This window comes from Streptomyces monashensis (assembly GCF_001866665.1).
In the GTDB taxonomy this organism is placed as follows: domain Bacteria; phylum Actinomycetota; class Actinomycetes; order Streptomycetales; family Streptomycetaceae; genus Streptomyces; species Streptomyces monashensis.
Map to the genome: position 1 here is coordinate 1 of NZ_MLYO01000131.1, position 2,862 is coordinate 2,862.

Annotated in this window: 1 protein-coding gene; it reads right to left on the minus strand. The window is 71.9% G+C overall.

The annotated features are described in order from the left end of the window. On the minus strand, positions 1-2,862 hold a 2,862-nt coding region (locus BIV23_RS44245; protein WP_143079257.1), incomplete at both ends, for an SDR family NAD(P)-dependent oxidoreductase.

The following is a 2,862-nucleotide window of genomic DNA, read 5'->3' on the forward strand; positions in this document are numbered from 1 at the left end:
CTGCACCTGGCCGTCACGGCACTGCGCCAGCGCGAGTGCGACACCGCACTCGCGCTGGCGCAGTGCCGTGACCGCCAGGTGCAGTGCCACGAGCGACGACGAACACGCCGTGTCCACCGTCACCGCCGGACCCCGCAACCCCAGCGCGTACGACACCCGACCCGACAACACGCTACCGGCGCTGCCCATCGAGCCGTACGCGTCGAGCGCACTCAGGTCATGGTTGTGGAAGCGGTCGTAGTCCGACCCCATCGCGCCCAGGTACACACCTGTGTTGCTGTCCTCAAAGGCTTCGGGGCGGATTCCGGCGCGTTCGAGGGCCTCCCAGGAGGTTTCCAGGACGAGCCGTTGCTGCGGATCCATCGCCTGCGCCTCGCGCGGCGGAATCCCGAAGAACGCCGCGTCGAACTTCTCCACGTCCCGCAGGAATCCGCCTTCCCGCACGTAACTCTTGCCCACGGCCTCCGGGTCCGGGTCGTACACGTCCCAGCCGTCCCACCGCGACGGGAACCCCTCGATCGCGTCCCCGCCCGAGGACAGCAACTCCCAGAACTCCTCCGGCGTCCCCACCCCGCCCGGCAGCCGGCACGCCATCGACACGATCGCGACCGGATCGTCGTCCTCGTCCGTGTCCCGGACATCCCGGACGATGGTCTCGGCGGGGCGCGAATCCTGTGACAGGTCCATCCGTGCCAGGAGGAACTCCGCCATGGCGGCCGGGGTGGGGTGGTCGAACGCCAGCGTCGCGGGCAGGGGGACCTCGGTCTCCCGCGACACCCGGCGCCGCAGTTCCACGGCCATCAGCGAGTCGAGGCCGAGGTCCCTGAGCACCTGCTGTGCGGACACCGTGGCCTCGTCCGGAAGGCCGAGCACACTCGCCGCCGCCGACCGCACCAGCAGCGTCACCGATTCGCGTCGCTGGTCGGGGGACATCGCCGTGAGCCTGCCGCGCAGGTCCGACGGAGTCTCGCCCGTGTTCGCCCGCCTCAGGCGCGGCCGGGCCATGCCGCGAAGCAGCACGGGCACGTCGTCCTGGCCGTGGCGCAGTGCGGCCGGCTCGAGACGGACGGGGACCAGGTGTCCGTGCGCATCCCTCGCCAGCGCCGCGTCCAGTGTCCGCAGCCCCTCGTCCACGGACAGCGGCTGGATGCCCATGCGCCGGATCCGGGTCAGCTCGGCCTGGCCGAGATGCGCGGTGAGACCGACACCCGCCTGTTCCCACAGTCCCCAGGACAGGCTCCTGGCGGGCAGGCCCGCGTGCCCACGCCATGCGGCGAAGGCGTCGAGGAACGCGTTGGCCGCGGCGTACGTACTCTGACCGGCGCTGCCGAAGACCCCGGCGAGCGATGAGAACAGGACGAACTCGGACAGCGAGTGTTTGCGGGTGAGTTCGTGCAGATGCAGGGCGGCGTCCAGCTTCGGAGCGAGCACGCGTTCCAGCCGCTCCGCGGTCTGGTCGGCCAGCAGCCCGTCGTCGAGCACGCCGGCCAGGTGCCAGACGGAGTCCAGGTCGTCGATGGAACCGATCAGATCGGCAAGGGCCTCCCGCACGGCGACGTCACAGGCCAAGATCCGCACGCTGTCGGCCCCGGCCTCGGTGAGTTCTGCGGCGAGGTCGGCGGCCCCCGGGGCCTGGTCGCCCTGACGCGAGGCCAGCACAAGACGCCGTACTCCACGGGTGCGCACCAGGTGCCGGGCGATCTCCCTGCCCAGCTCACCGGTTCCTCCGGTGATCAGTGCCGTTCCCCGCGGCGCCGGGGTTGCCGCGCTGACGTCTTCCGGTTCCGGTTCGACCGCGACCAGTCGCGCGACCCGGATCTCTCCCTCCCGTACGGCGGTCTCGGGTTCGTCCGCGAGGGACACGGCGCCGGCGAGCGCGGCGATGTCCTCGGCCCCGGAACCCACGTCCACCAGTCGCAGCGGCCGTTGCGGGAACTCGGCACGCGCGGCACGGACCAGACCCCACAGCGGAGCATGCACCAGGCCGTCGACACCGTCCCCCGGCCGGGCCGCCACGGCCTCCCGGGTCACCCAGACCAGTTCGGTCCCGTCCAGCCGCGGTTCGGCCAGCAGACCCTGCAGCATGTGCAGTCCGGCGGCGGTGACCCGCCGCGCCGTGTCCGCCGGATCGCCCGGGTCCCGCGTGGTGCAGTCGAGGACGAGCCGTGCCGGGGGCTCGTCGCCCGCGTCGAGGCGCGTGCGCAGCTCGGCCACGTCGAGGACGGACGGCCCGCCGATCACCTGCGCGAGATCACCGGAGCCGCCGAGAACCCAGGTTTCGGCCACTGCCTCGCGCGTCGTGCGGGGAAGCTGGAACTCGACGCCGTAGAGGTGGTCGCCGGTGCTCTGCCGCAACTGCCGTTCGGTCGCCGTACGCAGAACGAGCGCATCCACAGAGGCCACCGGCTCGCCCTGGGCGTCCGCCAGCCACAGCCGGGCCTCGGCCGACGAGGGATCCCGTTCGATCCGGACACGGAGTTCGGTTGCACCGGTGGCGTACAGCTCCGCCCCGGTCCACTCGAAGGGAAGCGACACCCGTCCAGGGTCGGATTCCAGCACGCAGAGCGTGTGCAACGCCGCGTCCAGCAGTGCCGGGTGCAGAGCGAAGCCGTCGGCTACGGCCGCGCTCTCGGCCTCGGCGTCGGGCAGGCGGACCACGGCGTAGGCGGTGTCGCCGCTGCGGGAGAGCTCCACCAGACCCTGGAAGGCGGGGCCGTAGTCGAGTCCCCGCTCCCGCAACCGCTCGTAGAACCCGTCCAGATCCACCGGCGTGGTATCGGCCACCGGCCAGTTCCGGAGTTCCTGGAACCCGTGGTCGCCGGTGTCGCCGAGTGCGTGGTGGGTGAGCTGGGCGGTGGCGTG